This is a genomic window from Nostoc sp. C96 (assembly GCF_059384975.1).
Genome location: NZ_CM182020.1, coordinates 4,817,376 through 4,835,534, shown reverse-complemented (window position 1 = coordinate 4,835,534; position 18,159 = coordinate 4,817,376). Strand labels below are relative to the sequence as shown.

Annotated in this window: 14 protein-coding genes; 3 read left to right on the top strand and 11 right to left on the bottom strand. The window is 40.8% G+C overall.

What is annotated here, in order from left to right; all coding sequences use genetic code 11:
* Positions 1–24: 24 nt before the first annotated feature.
* From scyF to scyA, 6 genes are all read right to left on the bottom strand, one after another.
* The gene (scyF, locus tag AC504W_RS20700) at positions 25–1,185 is read right to left on the bottom strand and encodes a scytonemin biosynthesis PEP-CTERM protein ScyF (RefSeq protein ID WP_494874101.1); all 1,161 of its coding nucleotides are present in this window, start codon (positions 1,183–1,185) and stop codon (positions 25–27) included.
* 152 nt (positions 1,186–1,337) lie between these two features.
* Positions 1,338–2,636 (bottom strand): ScyD/ScyE family protein, encoded by a 1,299-nt coding sequence (locus AC504W_RS20695; protein ID WP_494874100.1) that lies wholly within the window; start codon positions 2,634–2,636, stop codon positions 1,338–1,340.
* A gap of 41 nt (positions 2,637–2,677) precedes the next feature.
* Positions 2,678–3,952: a ScyD/ScyE family protein gene (locus tag AC504W_RS20690; RefSeq protein WP_494874099.1), complete on the bottom strand. Its 1,275-nt coding sequence runs from the start codon at positions 3,950–3,952 to the stop codon at positions 2,678–2,680.
* A gap of 65 nt (positions 3,953–4,017) precedes the next feature.
* Entirely contained in the window at positions 4,018–4,995 is a 978-nt protein-coding gene (scyC, locus tag AC504W_RS20685; protein WP_494874098.1) for a scytonemin biosynthesis cyclase/decarboxylase ScyC, read from the bottom strand.
* A gap of 36 nt (positions 4,996–5,031) precedes the next feature.
* A complete protein-coding gene (gene scyB, locus AC504W_RS20680) occupies positions 5,032–6,093 on the bottom strand; it encodes a tryptophan dehydrogenase ScyB (protein WP_494874097.1) in 1,062 nt (353 codons plus the stop codon).
* A 264-nt stretch (positions 6,094–6,357) separates the two neighbouring features.
* Positions 6,358–8,250 (bottom strand): scytonemin biosynthesis protein ScyA, encoded by a 1,893-nt coding sequence (scyA, locus tag AC504W_RS20675; RefSeq protein ID WP_494874096.1) that lies wholly within the window; start codon positions 8,248–8,250, stop codon positions 6,358–6,360.
* 960 nt (positions 8,251–9,210) lie between these two features.
* Between scyA and AC504W_RS20670 the strand changes: the two genes are divergently transcribed.
* Both AC504W_RS20670 and AC504W_RS20665 read left to right on the top strand, forming a co-directional pair.
* Positions 9,211–11,148, top strand: coding sequence for a scytonemin biosynthesis sensor histidine kinase (locus AC504W_RS20670; RefSeq protein ID WP_494874095.1), 1,938 nt, complete (start codon positions 9,211–9,213; stop codon positions 11,146–11,148).
* A 131-nt stretch (positions 11,149–11,279) separates the two neighbouring features.
* The gene (locus tag AC504W_RS20665) at positions 11,280–12,092 is read left to right on the top strand and encodes a response regulator transcription factor (protein ID WP_494878709.1); all 813 of its coding nucleotides are present in this window, start codon (positions 11,280–11,282) and stop codon (positions 12,090–12,092) included.
* Between the two features lie 206 nt (positions 12,093–12,298).
* Here AC504W_RS20665 and AC504W_RS20660 read toward each other — a convergent pair whose 3' ends face one another.
* From AC504W_RS20660 to lgt, 3 genes are all read right to left on the bottom strand, one after another.
* Positions 12,299–12,652, bottom strand: a complete 354-nt coding sequence (locus AC504W_RS20660; protein ID WP_494874094.1) for a phenylpyruvate tautomerase MIF-related protein — start codon at positions 12,650–12,652, stop codon at positions 12,299–12,301.
* Positions 12,653–12,747: 95 nt separating this feature from the next.
* On the bottom strand, positions 12,748–13,524 hold the full coding sequence (cobM, locus tag AC504W_RS20655) for a precorrin-4 C(11)-methyltransferase (RefSeq protein WP_494874093.1): 777 nt from the start codon (positions 13,522–13,524) through the stop codon (positions 12,748–12,750).
* 230 nt (positions 13,525–13,754) lie between these two features.
* On the bottom strand, positions 13,755–14,606 hold the full coding sequence (lgt, locus tag AC504W_RS20650; RefSeq protein WP_103124401.1) for a prolipoprotein diacylglyceryl transferase: 852 nt from the start codon (positions 14,604–14,606) through the stop codon (positions 13,755–13,757).
* A 652-nt stretch (positions 14,607–15,258) separates the two neighbouring features.
* On the opposite strand from lgt, the gene AC504W_RS20645 reads away from it, so the two are divergent.
* Positions 15,259–15,726: a DUF2808 domain-containing protein gene (locus tag AC504W_RS20645; RefSeq protein ID WP_494874092.1), complete on the top strand. Its 468-nt coding sequence runs from the start codon at positions 15,259–15,261 to the stop codon at positions 15,724–15,726.
* A 247-nt stretch (positions 15,727–15,973) separates the two neighbouring features.
* Here AC504W_RS20645 and AC504W_RS20640 read toward each other — a convergent pair whose 3' ends face one another.
* The gene (locus AC504W_RS20640) at positions 15,974–16,522 is read right to left on the bottom strand and encodes a DUF4126 domain-containing protein (protein ID WP_494874091.1); all 549 of its coding nucleotides are present in this window, start codon (positions 16,520–16,522) and stop codon (positions 15,974–15,976) included.
* Positions 16,523–16,761: 239 nt separating this feature from the next.
* A complete protein-coding gene (purB, locus tag AC504W_RS20635; RefSeq protein WP_494874090.1) occupies positions 16,762–18,057 on the bottom strand; it encodes an adenylosuccinate lyase in 1,296 nt (431 codons plus the stop codon).
* Positions 18,058–18,159 lie beyond the last annotated feature (102 nt).

Here is an 18,159-nt window from a genome sequence, read left to right as displayed (position 1 = left end):
TCCCGATTTTCAAATAGAACCTTTTTAACTGATGGCTGATTTTTGTTGTCTATTTTTCCGCCATTTAGCAGCAGCAATCCCCATTCCAAATATTCCTATACCTAACATTGAGCTTGGTTCTGGGACTTCGTTTCTACCTTCAACTTTTAACACTTGCACACGACCTTGGAAGAAGTCGCCGACATAGAGTTTGCCATCTTTATAGGCTGTGCCACCTGTCCAGTTAAATCTACCGGGTGTTAAATCGATGGGGTCGCCAAAAGGTGGTTCTCCCAATTGAGGAGGCGGTACAATTCCGCCAGACGCATCAAGGGCTGGTTCACCAAATGCAGTTAAGAAGTTACCGTTTTTATCAAATACCTGGACGCGGCTGTTGATAGAATCAGCTACATAGATATTCTCAAACTCGTCTACTTCAATACCAATTGGCTGATTAAACTGTCCTAGCCCTGTGCCTTGTGTGCCAAATGTTAAAATTGGGTCGCCTGCGGGATTGAGTACCTGAACTCGGTTGTTAAATTGGTCACTCACATAGAAATTTCCACTCACTGGGGAAATTCTGACACCTGCTGGCCCTTGAAACTGCCCAGGTGCAGTACCAGAGTTACCAATGGAAGCAAGAAGTTGACCGTCCGGCGTGTATTTATTAATTTTATCGCCGCTAAAATCACCTATATACACATTACCTTGTTGGTCAAATGTCACACCAGAAGGGCCAAAGAAAGCTCTACCAGGGATGAGGCCGCCAAATGAACCAAAGGAATTGATAAAGTTACCTTGAGGATCGTAGACATTAACACGGTTGTTAAAAACATCCCCTACATACAGGTTCCCAGTTTGGGGAGATATTTCTAAAGCTGATGGTTCGTCGAATTCTCCTGGCCCTGTACCACCTCTACCAATTGCGCCAATGTACTCACCTTGAGGGTTGAATACTTCGACTTTGTTACCGATATTTGGGTTAAAACTACCATCTGGGTTAAGACCACGACCGTTACTAACTAGGGTATTGCCGGCGCTATCTACGGTAATGCCTTGAGGCACAAACAGTTGCCCAGGTGCAAAGCCAGGACTACCAATACTACGTTCGTATTTTAAACTTAAAGACAAAGCTTGAGCAGATGTTGCCAACACCATAAATCCGGTACTGACAAAGGCGATCGCCAAATGTTTTACTAATCCCATAAGTGTTACAGTTCTGGTTGATGAGGTATACTCTTTCCTAGATAAATGTTGTTCCCAGACCCCGTTTGGGAAAGTTAAAATTCGGGCTGCTGCCACCTGTGTGTTTAACAACTTTCGCAGTGAGGCAGCAGTCCATTCTGTTAGTTAAAGAATTAGACCATTTCTGCTTCAGCTAAGGCTTCACGTTTACGCTTCTTCGCCATTGCCGCTTTACCAAAAGCCGCAGCTATAAGTGTCCCAGCGATAGTAGCGGGTTCAGGAACTTGCTCTGAACGAGGATTAATCCTAATAACTTGTCCTGTACCTGCCAGCCTAGCGCGGTTGGAAATATATAAATTACCGTCAGGGCCATAAGTTATTCCAGAAGCTGCTTCTAAGCCATCACCACTCCAAATGGTTGAGCGAGTGCCATCAGTGCCTATTTTGATTACAGAACCGCTAATATCACCAGTGATAATTCCGCCCTGTTGAATTGCTTTCCATTCAGAAACATTGATATGTTGCAAGGCATATAAGTTACCTTCTGGGTCGTAGGTGACACCAGTTAACTGCGTAAAACCATCAGCCAGAGATTGAATTTCTAAATCGTCGGGGTTAACTGAAAAGATTCGGGCTTCGCCTTCTGGATAAGGGAAGTATGTGTATTCACTAACTGTTAAACTGCCATCAGGAGCAACCGCAATTCCTGTAGGTACTGATTGCTGTGTTACTGGCAGTGCATTGGGATCTACATCCGGCCCAAGATCTGGATATTCCAGTTGATCTCTAGGTATAACTTTGAGCGGGAAGGCAGCTACATCCTTGATCCCACCACCATCAAGCCCTACAGAATAAATTGAGTTTCCACCTCCGTCAACGACAAAAGCCGTATCACCTTTAATCGTAAAAGCATAGGGGTTAGAAATTATATCTGTGCCATCAGGATTATTGCTGGCTTCATAAGCTGCAAAATCAGCCAGTGTTGTTAGTCCACCAGTGTTTAAGTTTACTTTATATAATTTGCCTAGGTCAGGCGCTCTTAAAACTGTATCACGGTTAGCCGGATTACCTGCTAAACCTGTTAATAGGTAAGCGTTACCTCTAGAATCAAATTTAAAGTCTGCTGGCCCAGCTGCTTGTTCTCCAGAAGGTGATAATGCTAAAGAAGTTAGACCAGATAGGATAGTTGTTCTAGTGCCGTCTTTAGCAATTTTGGTTAAAGAACCATTCTGGGCAGCACACAAAGGAATATACCCCGCACTTGGCGATGGGATACATCTGCCATCACTACCATCACCGCCGTAACCACTTTCAGTGACGTAAATATTTCCCTCACTATCAAAGTCTAAATTTCGTGGGTTATTTAGACCATCGGCTATGACTTTGAAACTAGCAGCTTCGGCGGCTTTTGTGCCAGCAACGACGGTAATACCAAGAGTAACAAGTGTAATAGTTAGATGTTTCAGTTTCATTTGTTGTAAGTTGTGTATTAGTAAAGTTGGAAAATTTGTGGTCATTCCAGGGAGTTACTACTACTGGGTTTGCGCTTCCGTAACCAACTAATGCCCAGAACGCTAAACGTTAATAAGCTAAAAACAGAAGTTGGTTCAGGAATAGATTGAGGATTCTCAACTCTGATGATTTGTCCTTGTCCGGGGCGATCGCTCCGGTTACTGATGTAAAATGCACCATCAGAGCCAATAGTTAAACCATTGGGTGACTCCAAACCTTTGCCACTGAGAATCGTTGTGCGAGTGCCATCAGCAGCAATTTTGATGAGAGAACCAGCAAAATTACCTTTCCATGCTGACTGATTGGCATACTGCAAGGCATACAAATTACCCGCAGTGTCAAACTCTAAATCTGTTATTTGAGTAAAGCCATCTGCATAAACTGTGGTTTTACCATCAGTACCCACTCGATAGATTTTGGCTCCACCTTCAGGAAAGGGAAACCCAGTGAATTGGCTGACGTAGTAAGCACCATCAAGACCTTTAACGACACTTGAGGGTACTGGTTGAATAGCAATCTGTGCTGGTGGTGGTTCTGTGGGAGTTGGTACTTGACCTGGTTCGTTAGATGGTGTGCCTGTTGGAGGGAACACTGGGTTAGTTAATATATCTTGGGGAAAGACTGTGAGTGCTTGTAAGTTATTTCCATTAGTATTGACACTAAGTAAATCGTTAGCGCCAGCATCAGCTGTAACTATGCGATCGCCATCGATGAAAAACCCCAAAGGATTGCTATTAATATCACCGCCATCGGGGTTATTGACAAGTTCATAGTTGGCTAAATCGGCAATAGTTGTCCAGGAATTACGTTGAAAATCCGGGGTAATGATTTTTCCTAGTACAGTATTGCCCAGATTGCGATCGCGGAAGGTTGGATCAGCCCCATATCCTACTAAAATATAGGGTTTACCTGCGCTATCAAATTGGATGTCCCGCACTCCACCGGCTCCTGTACCATCAGCTAAGGCTATGGAAGGTAAGCCTGTAAGTACAGGTTTTGCCTGACCATTCTCAATTTTGAGAACTCTACCACTTGTGCCGTAGCATAAAGCACCGCCTTGGCCACTCACAGGTGGCACACAAGCTCCGTTTCCTCCTGTTCCGGCTTCTGTGACATACAAACTGCCATCACTGCCAAAACTCAAACCTCTGGTATTGTTCAGACCATCTGCAATCACAGAAAAAGAGGCTGCCTCAGATGTTTTCATTCCGGCAACAGCCGCAACACAGAAGGCGAGAATAGTAATGGGTAGTTGTGGGAATTTGATGTGTTGCATTTTTTCGACGCAGAGGAATAAGGAGGTAAACGCGGAGGTACGCGGAGTGTTTGACCAGAAGTGACTTAACGACCGTTAGCAACTAATTCTGGCTCTTTGGCTACTGGTACATAACTCATACCTCTGTCAAAAGATTTGAAGTTGCCAGCTTTGCCTTCTAAGAGGCGTTTAATGTTCATACTTTCTGCACCGAAGTCTTCAATCTGGAGTTTGCCATGAGCTAGTTGTTCTCCAACTTTCCAGAAAGTAATACGATGCAAAATTAGCCCAAAAGCATCAGGGTCGTTAAACGCGTAAGCCGTGGGGATGAGCAGAGCTACAGAACGCTGATAGTAGTTGTATTCTGGATAAAAATATTCTTGTTCTAGCAAGTAGTATTTGCTTAAGCTATGAACACGTACAGAGATTTGCACTTTCTGGTTATATTCATCCAAAAAGTCGCCTGATGAGCCATTCACTTCAGCAATGGGACGGACTAAATGCGCCCATTCGTTGATATTTTTGACATCTTTTAAATAATCAACGGCAATTTCTACTGGAGCATCAACATAGATAGTATCTGTATCAATAAAGTAGCGTCCTTTAGCTGCTGTTTTCCGGCCAAGTTGGCGCTCTAAATTAGCTTTGAGAGAACGACACTCAGAAGTGTGGACAGTATGAATACCCTGCATAATCATTGGTGTTTGGCGTTTGGGGTCAACAAAGCTCAACCAATGAAAATACACGCCTTCTTCGTCTGTTCCAGGCTCTATATAATCGGGGGGAAAAAGTAGTACAGGATAAACTTGAAAGTATTGATTGTACTCCAGTCCGCAGTGCCACTCAATGCCATAAAACAGGGAGTTTTCCAGCTTTTTAACGTGATAGTAGAGGTTTTTTTGATAGCCAGATGCAGTTCCCAGCCAAGTATCTTCGTCAATTTGCTCTTGCATCCGGCTATAAAGCGTCCATTCATCTAAGTTTTTTAAACTACAAAGATATTTAAAGGCGCTTTCTGGTGAAGTAGCTATATAAGCTGATGTTGCAAAGGTATTTCTTTCCACTGATAATTCCTCTAATTAATAGTTAATTGCTCAACGTTAAGCAGCAAGTTGTTGATTTTTTCTGGCTCTGGCTTGCAAAATTCGTTCTTCTGCCAATCTTTTAGAAGCATCGTTAGTAGTGATGCCTTGCTGATGAGCAATGCCAAAAATCTTCAGCAATGTATCGTAAATATTATTGACTTGCTTGAAAGCTTTATCTTCGTCATAGCCAATCATCTCGTTATAAACATTGATAATGCCACCAGCATTAATGACATAATCAGGACTGTAGAGAATGCCTTTTTCTATCAGTCTTTGACCGTGAAGACGCTCATTTTCTAGTTGATTATTAGCTGCACCAGCAATAATTTTGGCTTGGATTTTGGGAATCGTTTGACTATTAATAATTCCTCCCATTGCACAGGGAGAAAATATATCTACATCTAAACCATAAATTTCTTCTGGTTCTACCACAGTAGCACCAAATAAGTTTTTTATTTCTACTGTTTTTTCTGGGTTGATATCACTAACAAAAAGTTGCACGCCATTTTCATATAAATGCTGGCAAAGATGTTTACCAACATTTCCCAAGCCTTGAACAGCAACTCTCATACCTTCAAGTCTTTGGGTCTGCCAACGAAATTCTACAGCAGCTTTAATACCTAAAAATACTCCTAAAGCAGTAATTGGTGCGGGGCCGCCTGATTTTTCTTCTACACCAACTACATGATTAGTTTCTTGTTTAATTGTGCGAACATCTTGGGGTGTAATGTTGACATCCTGACCTGTGATAAAACGTCCTTTAAGGCTTTCAACAAATCGTCCATAAGCTCTCAACATGTCATCAGTTTTATCTGTAGGATTAGCAATAATAACTGCTTTGCCTCCACCTGCGGGAATGTTGGCGCAAGCTGCTTTATAAGTCATACCCCGACTAAGACGCAAAGCATCTTTTAAAGCAGCTTCTTCATTGATGTAAGGATAAAGTCTGGTAGCTCCCATTGCTGGCCCTAAGCTAGTGTCATGGATGGCAATAATTGCTCTGATGTCAGGATTTTTTCCATGACAGTAAAGGATTTGCTCATGACCCATTTCTCGAACAGTTTCAAATAGCTGCATGTGTGGTCTCCTATTCTTGATTGTGAGTTGATTAGAGCAAGTTAGTCAGCAAATTAGGAAACACGATTTGGGCGAAAGAATGCGGCAAAATTAGCTAAATGGGAAAGGAGAAATGTGAAAAAATATTAAAATTTTTTAGCTAATTTTGCCACTTTGGTAATATGTATGGCAGGTAAAACTTAATGTTTATGGTGTAATTGTTGACAAAAAAGTTGGTTTTTTTGTCAGCGATCGCCAAATACCTAAAATACTCCAGCCAAAAAGTTAAACCAAGGGAAAGGAAACTTGCTTGGCTGGAGTTTTCACAGTATTTGAGCTATTTGCTTTGACACCTTGTGCGGCTAAACTCTTGTTGCGTCCGCCAGAAGGTGCGGGTCGGTCAGGGTCAATCACAACATCGACGACAAAAGGAACTTCAGATGCGATCGCTTGTTGTAAGGCCGCTTCTAAATCAGACTCTCTGGTGACTCCGACTCCTTCTGCACCCATACCACGGGCAATCATCGCAAAATTAGTGACAGGAATCTCTGCATCTGCACCTTTTAAGCCTAATATTTTCATGCCTTGATGGCACATATTGTATCGGGCATCATTCAGGACAATCCAAACCGCAGGGATTTTATATTTGACGGCGGTGCTGATTTCGTTATTCATCAGCATTGCTCCATCACCCACAATGGCAACAGCTTTACCTTTCCTCGCTTGGGCTGCACCAACTACGCCTGTCGCAGCGTGTCCCATCGCTCCAACTCCGGTGCTGACTCGGTAACGATTGGGTTCGGTAAAGCGCAGACAATGAGTTGACCAAGTAAACGAGTTACCACACTCCGCCAAAACTACCGCATCGCTACCTTCTACAACTATTTTTTGAATAGCTGCCATCAATACTTCTGGCCGCACTGGATAGTCTGGGGCGGCTGCGATAAGTTCAGGTTGGGGGTTAGGTAACAACTCAGTTGCAAAAGGAATTTCTGGTAAATGCTCCAAAAGTTCCTGTAAATAAGCTTTGATATCAGATTGAATCGAGAAAGTCTGAGCGTGGGGGTAAGCCACACCTGGAACTTCTGGATCTATATCGACATGGACAAAGCCTTTTTTTGGAACCATTGTTGGACTCCAGAAAGAAGTCGGTTCACCTAAACGAGTTCCCAGTACGAGGGTACGCGCAGGCGGATGTTTTTCCATATATGTAATCACGGAAGCATCCCCACCCAAACCTGTAACGCCGACAAACTGCGGATGATCTTCGGGGAAGATGCCTTTACCACGAGGGGAACACATCACCGCAACACCCGTTCTTTCTGCTAAGGCGTAGATTTCATCAGCCGCATCCCGCGCTCCAAAACCAACCCAGATAGCGAAGGGTTCGGAGAATAATAATTCCGCAGATTTAGCGACTTTTTCTGTTTGAGCAGTGATGCGGTAAGCATCAACATCTAGCTGTGGCCAGGAAATGCCTTCAACTAGACTGGTTTGCACCGCTGTCGGGATACTGATGTGGGCAACGAATCCGCCTGGTTGAGCTAAACCCAGTGCCAGTTTACGAAAAATTTGTGGCAGTTGGGCAGCAGACTCAACGGTGATTGCATAGTTGAACAATGCACCCGATGTGAAAATTCCGCCGCTAGGTAAGGTGTAGCTACTGGTTTCTTGAATTGCCCAGCGTCCACGTTGGGGTGCGGAGGTGCAAGCTGACAGTAGAATCACCTTTGCGCCTTCGCCACGGGCAGCAAATAACCCGGTGAGAGCGTTGGTAATTCCCGGCCCAGCGGTGGTAAAAACTACTGTAGGGCGATCGCTGGCAAAATAAGCTTCCACCGCAGCAAACGCCGCCCCTGCTTCATGGCGAAAATTCAGCACTTGCATTTGGCTGTTTGATAAGGCATTCCACAAACTGGCCATTGCACCGCCAGCAATGCCGAAAGCACTACATATACCCATGTTTACTAGCATTTGAGCGATCGCTTCCGCGACTGTCAGATGAGGGTGGCGATCGTTGGCTAACAAAGTTGGAATTACTTTTTGAGGATCTAAATGCTCAAGCTTGTGGGTATCTTGAGGCAGAGATTCTGCATAATGTGTGCCGTTTGTAGGCAGTTCTTGGTACAGATCCGTGGTAACTAGCTGAGAATTGGAATCAGTATAATTTTGGCTCATTGCTTTCACTTAATTCCCGATACTTGCACAAGTTCTTGAGTATATACTTGACAAATTGGTAATATATAATACTCAAAAATTTGTTGCTTATTTTACAGATATGACCGGGCTGGTTTGACAGTAGATGTTTGTGCGGCTTTTCAGCCCAGTAAAAAACTCTTGAAAAAGTGAAGAAAATTAAAGCAGTACTTATGAAAACCAGAGTACGGGAAATCAATACCTATTTACAATGAACAATTTTTTGATGCCGTTACCAATTTTTTCGCAATCGTGATATTGGCTACGTTAATTGTTTCGCTATTTACTTCCGTATATTGCACTACATCTTGTGTTAATCAGCAATTTGTGTCAAATTAACTTTAAATAACTTAATATTATTTTCTGGATTCCCCGTAGTCAAACCCTCAAATTCTTGAGTTAAATATACGTATAAATATATTTTTACTTGTCTAAAATATAACCATCTATTTTTATTCAACTTATCAATTAAAGTTAATCCTTATGGAGGATAACAAATAAATACTTGTATCAGCCCGATAAGTAATGTATTCCTTTTGACAGATGAAAAACTAGATTTTTCTATATTAGATTCCTGAAGGAATGAGTTAAGAAAAATTAAGAGGATTCATTGATGAGTAAAAATTAGCCAGTGGAAGCTCAACCGCCTCAAAGGCTGTATCAGCAATTTTTGATTCAGCCAAAGCTACTGAGAGTTTTCGACACTAACAAAACCAAGCAGCACAAACTCAAGAGTTACAAAGTTAACAAAATCAAAAATCAAGAACTCTGTATAAACGCAACATTAGGCTAGAACAGAAAAATCTAGTGACGACAACTCGGACTCAAATCTTGGTAATTCAAATCAACAGTAAAGCATCACAGTCTGTGCTTCCCTTTGCTCAACAGAAGGAATTTTTATCAATGCACAACATTAAATATTATTAGGAGTAATAAATTATAATGGCGCTACAGTCAGAATTAGAGTTTAAGCTTGCTCACTTTCTTATTAATAATTCTGTAGATGCGGCCTTCTGTTTAGGGTCAAACTGGCAATTTATTTATGTCAATGATGCAACTTGTAAAATGACTGAATATTCCCATCAAGAGTTGCTATCAATGACTTTGCAGGATATAGATTTAGATTTTTCTCTACATAATTGGTCAGAAAAAAAGCTCCAGAATACTGTTACCTTAAAAACTCGTTACCGAGCCAAGGGAGGGCGGATATTTTTAGTAGAAATATCAATCAACTTTTTAGAAGAACAAGGCAGAAAATTTAGTTGTGCTTTTGTACGAGATAAAAGTCATGAAGTAATAGAATTAAGTGTGCAAAAGTGGATTAATGAATTAAGGGATGCTAACGAAAACTTACAACAGAAAATTTTTGAACTCAAGCAAAGAGAAAGGAAATTAGAAACATCTCTGTCTTTACTGAGTTCCACACTCGAAGCTACGGCGATCGGTATTGTGACAATTAACTTTGAGGGAGATATTATCAGCGTTAATCAAAAGTTTTTGGATATGTGGCAAATTCCAAAATCTTTATTTCGCTCTAAGCGATGTCCTCAATGCAAAGCTTTTTTTGAAAACAAAATTAAACATCCAGAAACTTTTAATCGAATGATTTGGGAAATTTCTAGCCTATCAGATATTGAAAGCTACGATGTTATTGAATTAAAGGATGGCAGAATATTTGCTAACTATTCTCAACCTCATTGGTTAGAAGAAAAAATTACTGGTAGAGTGTGGAGTGTTTGGGATATTACTGAATCGAAACAAGCTGAAGCAGCATTACGGCTCAACGAAGCTAGATTTCGGACTTTAGCAGAAATAACAGATGCAAGTACTTTTTTGATTCAAGGTACAAAAATTTGTTATGTTAATCCAGCAGTAGAAATATTAACAGGCTACACCAAATCAGAGCTATTAAATGGTTTTGATATTCGCCAACTAATCAAAAGTAAAAAACACAGACAATTAGTTAAATCAAGAGAGGTTAATAACTTTGAATACCAAGAGATAAGTATCCTCACTAAAAACGGTACAGAACGCTGGTTGGCTTGTGCAGTAGCCAGACTCGATGGAAAACTTGATTTTCAAGGTCAAGAAGTTGAAATGATTGCTGGGATTGATATTACTGATTATAAAAATGCAGAATCGGAACTTAATAAGGCTTTAGAACAAGCAAAACAACTGAGTGATTTAAGAGCGCGTTTTCTGTCTATGGTTTGCCACCAACTCCGCAATCCATTGAATGTTGTTTCATTTTCTAATAACTTGCTCAAGCGATATGTTGATCAACAAACAGCACAAACAATTCAACCTCTACTCGAACAAATTCAAATTTCTATCGAGCAACTGAGCCAGATGTTAGATGAGATTTTGTTCTATGCTAAAGCAGAAGCAACAAAACTAAAATTTGAGCCAGAATCACTAGAATTAGTTAAATTATGCAATAATTTAGTAGCACAAATGCAGATGAGTAATCTGTCGAATACAATAAATTTTACCTGTCAAAATAGATATCTGCAAGTTTATATGGATAAAAAAATATTAGAGGCAATTCTCAAGAATTTGCTAGATAATGCCATTAAATATTCTCCAATTGGGAGTATAATTAATTTGACACTTTCTCGTAATAGAGAAAAAATAATATTCCAAGTAATAGATCAAGGAATAGGTATCCCACTGGTAGAGCAAGAACGGGTACTAGAACCGTTTTACCGTGGTAGCAATACTGATAGTATTCCTGGTACTGGATTAGGGTTAGCAATTGTTAAAAGTTTAGTAGATTTACATGGTGGTGAAATCACTGTAGAAAGTGAAGTTGGCTTAGGTACTACCTTTAAAGTCATGCTGCCATTTAAGAGACAAAATTATCATAGTTCAGAGTTATGAGTGTTGAGTTTGTCTACTCAAAATTCATAACTTGGAACTACAAAAAAACTGAGGAGTAATTAATTGTGTCCCTGTTAAAGACTCAGCAAAGAGGTGAAGAGATACTTCCAGCCAACAATTTTAGTAACAGAATGATGGCAAAATCATCAAAAACAATTCTCGTTATTGAAGATGATAGTGTAACCCGCACTCTTTATTTAAAGGGTCTGAAGCTAGAAGGTTTTGATGCGATAGGTGCTGAAAATGGGATGGTGGGTATTCAAAAAGCGCAAGAAAATCTACCTGATTTAGTAGTTTGCGATATTATGATGCCCTATATGGACGGATACAGCGTTATCAGTGCGCTCAACCAAAATCCTTCAACAGCAATGATTCCTTTCATTTTTCTGTCTGGTAGCGACACTAGGTCAGATATTCGTAAAGGTATGGAATTAGGTGCAGATGATTATATTACCAAACCTTCGACACTAGATGAATTGCTGAGAGCGATCGCCATTCGTCTCCAAAAGCAAGCCTCATGGAAAAACTTATGCAAAAATATACAAGAAACAACTTCAACATCAATAGAAGAAAATTCCCCAGACACGCATAATCCTCAGTCAATTTTTCCCTCTACGCCACAATTAAAAGAGGTTTTTGACTTTATTGAAGCTCATTTCCGCCAAGGAATTACGCTGTGTGATGTGGCTGAGGCGGTTGGTTATTCACCCGCTTATTTAACTAATCGAGTAGCAAAACAAACAGGCGAAACTGTCAATAACTGGATTGTAAAACGGCGGATGGTGGAAGCTCGTTCTCTACTGCAAAATACTGATGAGACTGTTGAGCAAATTGCCAAACTATTAGGCTATCAACATGTTTGTCATTTCTCGCGTCAATTTCGCCAACATCATAATTTACCGCCTCATGCTTGGCGATTATGTTCTAGAAATAAAGAAATTTGATAGCAACTGGAGTTTGGTTTTCTGTTGTTTAGTACAGTAAACTCTTGTTCTGGAACAGTCATGAATTTTTTCCAGAATTTCATACCCAGGAATAGCAGCAAAGATAAAATTATTTATCCTAGAAACACCACAGGAGATACATTATAAGTAGTATTCCCGTAGGTGTTGCTAATCTTAAATCCGTATTGAAATAAAGCTATGTCAAACTAACCAAATGTTGTGCTATTCCAACCCCACATTGCACCTGTAGCATCCGCAAATTCAATATAAATCCGATTTTGTGGTACACCTAAAGCTTGATTAATCTGCCGACAAAAATCTTGACTCATTGCTTCAGTTTGGTTAGGCTTCATCATCCCAATACTTTTAATTTCGATGTAACAAACAGGGTCTGTAGTTCCTGCAAAAGTCATGGGGATATCGGCTTCAAAGGCTGTCATCACATAAGATTCGGGTTTACCTAAATGTTTGGCTAACTTTCCTGACAAACTCTTCAGCATTGTCTCAACTTCAGGTTTTGCAGGTGCAGATACAGAGGTTTGTACTTTAATTAATGGCATAGTACCGAATTAGGCTGTTTGATTTTATTTACATTGTTCAGTTTATCTAACCCCAGAGGCGCAGAGAACGCAAAGATGGGGAAAGTGATAAATAATTAAGTCCGAAATAAATGATGATATTCAGGATTATATAAATGCGATCGCCCATTTGCTGCTTTCAGTGCCGGACTAATTATATAAAGTGTGGTACGAATAAGATTTTCTTGATGAGTGCATTCCGCCATTTGCGTGAGGGGAACAACCCTGATTTTTTCATCAGGCCAGCATAGACGAAAGCAAATCGCCACCGGGGTATCATCTGGGTAATGTTCGAGTAATTTAGCTTGGGCGTTTTCGACATGACGCGCACTTAAATACAAGCACAAACTCGCTTGATGGGCGGCGAGGCTGGCTAATTCTTCTGTAGTTGGGACTTCGGTACGCCCACTGATGCGAGTGAGGATGATAGTTTGAACTAGACTGGGGACTGTTAATTCTACCTTGAGTTTGGCTGCGGCTGCTTGAAAAGCGCTAATTCCTGGGACGACTTCAAAAGGAATTTCAGCCTCAGCCAGCATTTGCATTTGTTCGTGAACCGCACTGTAGAGACTGGGGTCGCCAGAGTGGAGACGAACCAGAGATTTTTGTTGCGATCGCACCCGTTCCACCATCAACGCTACAATCTCTTCTAAAGTCTTATCCGCAGTCGGAATAATTTCCGCATTCGGTCGGCACAGATTTAAGATTTGTTCAGGAACTAAAGCATCAGCAAATAAAATTACATCCGCCCTAGAGAGGAGTTTTTGCGCTTTAACAGTTAATAAATCAGGATCTCCAGGCCCAGCACCCACAATATAAACGGTTGCTTTTACAGAATTTAGCTGAGTTTCCATACAAAAAACTTATATTATTTCTCCGTATTTACCCGTAACGAAAAAATTCTCCAAAAAATTTTTTGGCATTTTCTCAGTATCCTTCCGGATTAACCCTCTAACTATAGAAGAGTGGAATGGTAGATGCACCCTGGTTAAGCCCTAGAGTCAAATCTGGGGCATTTTTTATTTTTGGTCAATTAAAGAAGTCAAAAAGCAAAATTCAAAATTTTTACCTTTTTACTTTTTACTTATTCAGTTGCAACCACATCAGGTAAAGGGCGTTTACGATAATACAACCAAGCTAAACCAGCTAAACCAGCGAGAATGCCTGTTAAACTTACGACTTGGGCTATTCTCAGCGGCCCCAGCATTAAACTATCAGTGCGTAAACCTTCAATCCAAAAGCGACCTGTGCTGTAGGCCGTTAAGTAAACCATAATTAAAGTGCCTGCTTTTAGGCGTAGCTTACCAGACACACCTCGCAAAAATAAATTTAACAGCAAGGCAAACACCATTAAGTCCCACAGTGATTCATACAAAAAGGTGGGATGGAAATATTCAAAACTTTCTAATCCAGAAGGGCGGCGTTCTGGGGGAATATATAATCTCCAAGGTAAATTAGTCGGACTACCAAAAGCTTCCGAGTTAAAGAAATTGCCCCATCGCCCGATCGCCTGTCCTAAAATCAAAGAAGGTGCAACTAAATCTGCTAATTGCCAAAAAGAAACCCGTTTGAGTTTGGCAAAAGTTAAAGCGGCTATTGTTCCACCGATAATTGCGCCATGAATAGCAATACCACCTTCCCAAATAGCGATAATCTTTTCTGGACGCTTGACGTATTCAGCCCATTCAAACAAAACATAATATAGTCGTGCTGCGGGAATTGCCCCAATTACCAGCCAAATTGACAAATCACTCAGCAACTCTGGATTAACATTACGGCGCTTTGCCAAGTACTGAGACAGGCTGACACCCACTAACACCGCCGTAGCAATCAACAAGCCATACCAGCGGATAGTTAATGGGCCAATTTTCACCAAAATCGGGCCTGGGGAAGTAAATTGAAATGCCAAGGGCAAAGAAGAGATATCCAGTACCATGCAAAACTACCTAGATAACTACAGTGTTTAGCTTGAGCAACTGACAACCCTATCACTGGGAGGGTATTTTTGTCTATAAACCATTAGAGCAGGTTTTGTTTGTAGAGACTCACATTCATCAAATATTCTGCTTAGTTAAATTCTGTAGGGTGTTTGACGGCTAAGTAAAGATTTGAGCCTTGAAAAAATGAAAAATTAGCCGTAATACACCGAATTTGATGATGCGTTGGCGCAGACGCTCTACCTCCGAACACTGAGATTCGAGGAAGTGGAAGCCTTAGCTAACTCATTAATTAAGTGCAGTCAAAAACTTAGGTTTACGATATTTATACTTAACCTTATTGCTAGTTTACATATAAATAAAAATACATTTTTTCATCCTCTAAGAGTATTATTTGAACTAAATTTTCTCTAACTTTATTCCATAAGTATTTTACCTACAGTTCAAACCTCAGAATGATAAAGGTAATATCCCCTTAGCGAGAAGTGATTTTGTTTAAATATTTCTAATCTAAAAATTAATTAAACAAAATTTATTCATTCTCTGCTTGGTAAATCTCATTAACTATTGCTCATCAAAAAAAGATACTTAACTTAAAGTTAGGTAGTAATTTTCTGTTTGCTGTTGTATGCAATTATTTGGAGGTTCGGAATGAAAAGATTAATTTTGTTGTCTAGCGTGAGTTTAGCGATCGCAGCTACTTGTCTGCCGGCTCAAGCCCAACGACAAGATATATCTTACAATAGCACTGCTCCGCGAATTAGCAGTACAAGTGGGTACGATAATACTCACACAATTAGTGTCTATACAGGAATGCAGCCTCTATCTTACTTAATAGTTAGACCTTCAGATGCTATTAAAGTTAGTGACAATATCGATGTAACTGATCAATCTGGTCGGCGTGTTGATACTAGCATAACCAGAGAAGATGACCGCAGAATTAGAATTAACTTCTCTCAACCCATACCTCCTGGCACTAATCTCAATATTGCTTTTAGGAATATTGATTTTGCCAATGCTTTTCCTAATAGAAGCTTTGTTTACTATGACATTTCAGGCGGACATATCGGTTTATCTAGAGAAGTTCCCTATGGTTTAGCCCAAGTTCAGGTATATTAATTTTTGGGTTAAACATTCATAAAAAAAGTAGAAACGTTGCATAATAACGTTTCTACTTTTTTAAAATGAAATATGATTACTATATAGCCTATTGTTATTGTAAATAGTGAATTTTGTTGTAATATTACTAGATTAAATAGAACGACTCAGAAAAACAGAACTATCTAAAGAAAAGTTAACTATACTAAAACCCTCTTCACTCCTGCCTCCTGCCTTGTCCTAACGATAAATATTCACCCCGACTTACTTAATAAATACTTTTCTTGTGATAACGCCAGTCATACCATTGTTTAGCACTACGCACGGCAAACCACAGCAATATTAAAGCAATTAAGCCCCCTTGCCAAGGCGCACCAAAGGCAAATAACACTAAAGCAATGCAGAGTGTATCTTGCAAAAAAGTCGCCCACAAAGGCAAGCCGCGCAAGCGATAAAACCAACCAACTTGCACAATTTGTAATACGAATGCTAATAATCCAGCCGTTAAAGCAATTAACCACTCAGGTGTGGCGGTGGCGGAAGCGACAGCTAAACCCATAATTGCCCCCACCAGTGGAGATAAAAATAACTCAACTACTTGTATTACTCTTTGTCCCAGCAATCTTTTGCTACCAAAGAATTCTAATAATGACCAACTAGTGAGAACAACTAACAAAATCTGCGGGGAAATGTGAGATAAAATCGGAGTCTGCGACCATAAGTTGCTGCCCTGCAACAGTCCGATAATTAATAGGGGTATGCCTATTCTTAACCCTGCTGCCGCAGAAGCAGAAAGTATGGCAAATATTTCAACCATTAAGGCAATTGTAAATAAGTATTTGTTACTTATATTACCCAGGGCTAATAAAAATTCCAGCACATAGAAAAATGATTTATAGCAATTCCCAAGCAGATGAAATATACCCCACCCGCGCTGTCGCGCACCCTCCCCTTGCCAAGGGGAGGGTTGGGGAGGGGTAATTTTGTCCTTCACCAGAGTTAGAAACGCTATAACAATGATTTTTCCTAAAATCCCCCCGAAAGGGGGGAAACAAATTAAATATCCAAGCGCTTGTAAACTTCATCCAAGTGCTGGAGATGGTGTTGCGGATCAAAACACTTTTCAATTTCTGCGGGTGAGAGTTTTGCTGTAACTCGCGGATCTTGACTAATCAAATCGTGAAAATTTCCTTCTGGCTGATTCCAAGCAGTGTGGGCGCTTTGTTGCACGATCGCATAAGCTTCTTCTCGGTTTAAACCTTTGTCTATTAAGGTGAGTAGCACTCTTTGGCTGAACACTACACCGCCATAACAGTTGAGATTTCGCGCCATGTTCTCAGGATACACCAGCAGATTTTTCACCAAGTCTGTGATTTCCACTAACATAAAGTGCGTCAAAATACACGCATCTGGCAAAACTACTCGTTCTACAGAACTGTGGGAAATATCCCGTTCATGCCACAAAGCCACGTTTTCTAAAGTTGCGCCTGCATGGCTTCTCACCAAACGCGCCATTCCCGTTAATCTTTCAGAACGGATGGGATTGCGCTTGTGGGGCATTGCACTAGAACCTTTTTGGCCCTTGGCGAAGAATTCTTCAACTTCCAAAACGTCTGTTTTTTGCAAGTTGCGAATTTCCACAGCAAAACGTTCAATGGATGCTGCCAATAATGCCAATTGCTGCACATAATCGGCGTGGCGATCGCGGGAAATTACTTGTGTAGAAGCTGTATCCGGTTTGAGTCCGAGTTTTTCACAGGCGATCGCTTCCACACGGGGTTCAATGTTGGCATAGGTTCCTACCGCACCGGAAATCTTGCCCACAGCAATGGTTTCCCTGAGAGTTTTCAGCCTTTCTTGATGACGCAATACTTCCGCCAACCACCCAGCCAACTTAAAACCAAAGGTGATGGGTTCGGCGTGGATACCATGCGATCGCCCAATCATCACGGTATTCTTATGTTCTCGCGCTTTTTGGCGAATTGCCTCAATCAAATCTGCCAGTCGTTGGGATATGACATCCAAACTGGCAACCAGTTGCAGTGCTAAAGCGGTATCTAAGACATCTGAACTGGTTAAACCTAAGTGAATATAACGTCCAGCTTCACCCACATATTCATTGACATTTGTCAAGAAAGCGATGACATCATGACGGACTTCCGCTTCAATTTCTAGAATCCGCTTAGGCTCAAAATTAGCCTTAGCTTTGATTTCCGCAACGGCATCAGCGGGAATGTAACCCAATTCAGCTTGGGCTTCACAAGCTGCAATCTCTACCTGAAGCCAGGTTTGGAATTTATAAAATTCAGTCCACAGGTTGCCCATTTCGGGCAAGGTATAACGCTCAATCAACGTTCGCGGCAGAATACAACTGTCATATTTTACAGTCTAATTAGCCTACATAGACAAGAAGAAGGGAATAGTGCTTCGGCAAAGTTTGCGTGCTGGAAAGCT

Coding starts and splice junctions, on each gene's coding strand:
- scyF (WP_494874101.1), bottom strand. CDS start 1,185: ATGGGATTAGTAAAACATTTGGCGATCGCCTTTGTCAGTACCGGATTT.
- AC504W_RS20695 (WP_494874100.1), bottom strand. CDS start 2,636: ATGAAACTGAAACATCTAACTATTACACTTGTTACTCTTGGTATTACC.
- AC504W_RS20690 (WP_494874099.1), bottom strand. CDS start 3,952: ATGCAACACATCAAATTCCCACAACTACCCATTACTATTCTCGCCTTC.
- scyB (WP_494874097.1), bottom strand. CDS start 6,093: ATGCAGCTATTTGAAACTGTTCGAGAAATGGGTCATGAGCAAATCCTT.
- scyA (WP_494874096.1), bottom strand. CDS start 8,250: ATGAGCCAAAATTATACTGATTCCAATTCTCAGCTAGTTACCACGGAT.
- AC504W_RS20670 (WP_494874095.1), top strand. CDS start 9,211: ATGGCGCTACAGTCAGAATTAGAGTTTAAGCTTGCTCACTTTCTTATT.
- AC504W_RS20665 (WP_494878709.1), top strand. CDS start 11,280: ATGATGGCAAAATCATCAAAAACAATTCTCGTTATTGAAGATGATAGT.
- AC504W_RS20660 (WP_494874094.1), bottom strand. CDS start 12,652: ATGCCATTAATTAAAGTACAAACCTCTGTATCTGCACCTGCAAAACCT.
- cobM (WP_494874093.1), bottom strand. CDS start 13,524: ATGGAAACTCAGCTAAATTCTGTAAAAGCAACCGTTTATATTGTGGGT.
- lgt (WP_103124401.1), bottom strand. CDS start 14,606: ATGGTACTGGATATCTCTTCTTTGCCCTTGGCATTTCAATTTACTTCC.
- AC504W_RS20645 (WP_494874092.1), top strand. CDS start 15,259: ATGAAAAGATTAATTTTGTTGTCTAGCGTGAGTTTAGCGATCGCAGCT.
- AC504W_RS20640 (WP_494874091.1), bottom strand. CDS start 16,522: ATGGTTGAAATATTTGCCATACTTTCTGCTTCTGCGGCAGCAGGGTTA.